The 3,639-nt window shown below is 74.1% G+C and carries 3 protein-coding genes; all 3 read right to left on the reverse strand.

The features are described from left to right. Positions 1-155: 155 nt before the first annotated feature. Entirely contained in the window at positions 156-1,283 is a 1,128-nt protein-coding gene (gene mraY, locus HMPREF3105_RS02105) for a phospho-N-acetylmuramoyl-pentapeptide-transferase (protein ID WP_036314159.1), read from the reverse strand. Beyond that, positions 1,280-2,794, reverse strand: coding sequence for a UDP-N-acetylmuramoyl-tripeptide--D-alanyl-D-alanine ligase (murF, locus tag HMPREF3105_RS02110; protein WP_063189728.1), 1,515 nt, complete (start codon positions 2,792-2,794; stop codon positions 1,280-1,282). The genes mraY and murF overlap by 4 nt, the downstream gene beginning before the upstream one ends. Beyond that, the coding region (locus tag HMPREF3105_RS02115) for a glutamate ligase domain-containing protein (RefSeq protein WP_305791315.1) at positions 2,791-3,639 on the reverse strand (849 nt) is incomplete at its 5' end. The genes murF and HMPREF3105_RS02115, both read right to left, overlap by 4 nt.

Consider the following 3,639-nt stretch of genomic DNA (forward strand, 5'->3'; position numbering starts at 1 on the left):
GTCGGCCACGGAGAAGCCGGTGAGGCCCAGGCCCGTGACGACGACACGCAGGCCGGCCCACCCCGGAGCGTCCCAGGACGTGAGGTCGGCGGTGCGGGCGGTGTCGGCGCGGGGCCGGCGCACCGGTGCGGGCGCGGCGTCGGACGCGGGGCCGGTCACGGGGTCACCCCCGCGAGGCCGCCCTGGCGGATGAGCCAGTCGCCGTAGAAGATCGCGAGCCCCACGGTGACGCACATCAGGGACAGCAGCCAGAAGCGGACCACGACGGTCACCTCGGCCCAGCCCTTGAGCTCGAAGTGGTGCTGCAGCGGCGCCATGAGGAACACGCGCTTGCCGCCGGAGACCTTGAACCAGCCCACCTGGATGATGACGGAGAGGGTGATCGCGACCATGAGGCCGGCCAGCACGGCCACCAGGATCTCGGTGCGCGTGAAGATCGCGAAGCCGGCCAGGGCGCCGCCCAGGCCCAGGGAGCCGGTGTCCCCCATGAAGATCTTGGCCGGGGAGGTGTTCCACCAGAGGAAGCCCAGCAGGCTGCCCGTGAGGATCGCCGCGAGCAGGGCGAGGTCCATGGGGTCGCGGACCTCGTAGCAGCCGCGGGTGCCCTCGAGCGCGCAGGACTGGCTCGACTGGAAGAGCGATATCAGGACGTAGGCGCCCGTGATCATGGCGGTGGCGCCCGTGGCGAGCCCGTCGAGGCCATCCGTGAGGTTCACGGCGTTCGTGGTGGCGGTGGTGATGAGGTTCGACCAGATCACGAACAGGATGACGCCGATCGCGGGTCCGGCGAAGGCCAGGTCGAGCCACGGGATGTCCCGGGCGAAGGAGATCGCCGTCGAGGCGGGGGTCAGGCCCCGCTCGTCCGGGAAGTTCAGGGCGAGGACCGCGAAGGCGGTGCCGATCAGGGCCTGGAGGATGATCTTGCCGCGCGGCGTCAGGCCGAGCGAGCGCTGCTTCGTGATCTTCGTGAAGTCGTCCACGAAACCGACGAAGGCCATGCCCACCGTGAGCAGCAGCAGGATCAGGCCGGAGGCCGTGGGCCCGCCGAAGTCGACGCCGAACACCGCGAGCAGCCCGTGGGTGATCAGGTACGCCAGCACCATGGAGCCGATGATGACCGCGCCGCCCATCGTGGGCGTGCCGCGCTTGGTCTTGTGGGTGGTCGGGCCGTCGTCGCGGACGAACTGGCCGTATCCGCGCTTGACGAGGAACCTGATGAACAGCGGGGTGCCGACGGCCGAGAGGACCAGGCCGAGCACGCCGCCGATGAGCAGTCCGATCACGGTCGGGACTCCTTCGGGGAGGCGGAGGGGGCGGCGACGGCGTCGGCCGTGGCGAGGCGCTCGCCGAGGGCCGCGAGCCCGACGCCGTTGGAGGACTTGACGAGGACGAGGTCGCCGGGGCGCAGGTGCTCGGCGAGGAACGCCTCGGCCTGCGCGGCGTCGTCGACGAAGTGCGCCTCCTCGCCCCAGCTGCCCTCGTTGAGGGCGCCGATGTAGAGCGGCCGGGCTCCGGCGCCCACCACCAGCAGCTGGGCGATGTTCAGGCGCACCACGGACTCGCCCACGAGGGTGTGCTCACGGACGCGGGCATCGCCGAGCTCGAGCATCTCCCCCAGGACGGCCCAGGTGCGGCGGCCGCTGGAGCGGCCGAGGGTGGCCAGCGTCCGCAGCGCGGCGCGCATGGACTCGGGGTTGGCGTTGTACGCGTCGTTGATGATCGTGACGCCGTCCGCGCGGTCGGTGCGCTCCATCCGGAAGCGGCTGGCGGGCCCGAGCCCGTCGAGACCACGGGCGATCTCGGCCGGGTCCATGCCGGCGGCGTGGGCGGCCGCGGCGGCGGCCAGCACGTTGTGCACGTGGTGCAGGCCGGTCAGTCCGGAGGCGACCGGATGCCGCACGGCGGCCTCATCCGTCCCGACCTGCAGGTCGAAGACGGGGCGCTCCTGGTCGTCGGCTCGCACGTCCCGTGCGGCGACGAGTCCCGACGCGCGGCCGGCGGCCACGTCCTCGGCCGCGCGGGCGACGCCCCGCTCGTCCGCGGTGAACCAGGTGATCGGGGCGGCGGTCCGTGCCGCCATGCCGGCGACACGCTCGTCGTCGAGGTTGAGGACGGCGACGCCCTCGGGGCCGAGGGCCTCCACGAGCTCGCCCTTGGTGCGCGCGATGTTCGCCACGCCGCCGAAGCTGCCCGCATGGGCGGTGCCCACCATGAGCACGACGCCGATGTCCGGGCGCACGATGTCGCAGAGGTACGCGATGTTGCCGACGTGGTCCGCGCCCATCTCGACCACGAGGAAGCGCGTGTCCAGCTCCGCCCGGAACACCGTGAGCGGCACGCCGACCTCGCCGTTGTACGAGCCGACCGGTGCGACGGTGGGGCCCTGGGTGGCCAGCAGGGCAGCGAGCAGGTCCTTGGTGGTGGTCTTGCCGGCCGAGCCGGTGATGCCGATGACGGTGGTCGGGGAGTGCCCCCGGACGCGGCGCACGACCTCCCGGGCGAGCGCGCCCATCGCGAGCACGGCGTCCTCGACGATGATCGCCGGGTGCGCGGCGCCGTCGGGGGCGTGCGTGGCGCGCTCGGCGAGCACGGCGGCGGCGCCGGCACCCAGCGCGGCGTCGATGAAGTCGTGGCCGTCGGCGCGCTCCCCCGGCTTCGCCACGTAGAGCGTGCCCTCGGCGGTGACCTCCCGCGAGTCGGGGGTGACGTGCACCAGCACGGTGGCGGGGTCGAGGGTGGCCGAGAGCGTGCCGGACACGGCCTCGGCGATCTGGGCTGCGGTGAGAGCGATCATGACTCGATGACCTTACCCTCGCGGGCGGGGCCGGAGCCCGAGGCGGAGGCCGCCGCGACACGGGCGGCCAGGGCCTCGCGCAGGGCCACCCGGTCGTCCAGCGGGACGAGCTCGCCGTCGTAGTCCATCGTGGTCTCGTGCCCGCGGCCGGCCAGGAGGATGCCGTCCTGCGGCCCCGCCAGCTCCACGGCGCGGCGGATGGCCGTGGCACGGTCGGCCACCTCCTCGATCACGACCGTGCGGCCCTCCTCCCGCGCGATGCGGTCGGCCTCGGCGCGGGCGCCGGCGAGGATGTGGGCGCGGATCGGGGCCGGGTCCTCCGAGTGGGGGGTGTCGTCGGTGACGATCAGCACATCCGCCGCCCGGGCCGCGATCGCGCCCATCACGGGCCGCTTGTCACGGTCACGGTCGCCGGCGGAGCCGAACACGATCAGGGTGCGGCCGCGCGTCCCGGCCGCCGCCCGGGCGTCGGCGAGGGAGCGCAGCGCCTGGACCATGCCGTCCGGGTTGTGCGCGAAGTCGACGACGGCGTCCGGCTCGCGGCCCACGACCTCCATCCGCCCCGGGACGGCGGCAGCCAGAGGGCCCTCCCCCGCGGGCACGTCCAGGACCGCGGCGAGCGCGTCCAGGTGCTCCTCCCCCACGGCGTGCAGCACGAGCAGAACCGCGAGGGCCGCGTTGGCCACGTTGAAGCGGCCCGGCAGACCGACGGAGGCCCGCAGCTCCCGGCCCGTGGCCGCGTGGCGCAGCGTGAAGCGGTGGCCGAGGCCGTCCGGCGCGAGCTCGGCGACCTCCCAGTCCGCCCGGAGGCCGGGGTCGTGTTCGGCCAGGGCGCCCGGCGTCGG

This window comes from Micrococcus sp. HMSC31B01 (genome assembly GCF_001816085.1).
Taxonomy (GTDB): domain Bacteria; phylum Actinomycetota; class Actinomycetes; order Actinomycetales; family Micrococcaceae; genus Micrococcus; species Micrococcus luteus.

Excerpts from the sequence above, each read along its gene's own strand:
- murF (WP_063189728.1), bottom strand. The coding sequence starts at position 2,794 with ATGATCGCTCTCACCGCAGCCCAGATCGCCGAGGCCGTGTCCGGCACG.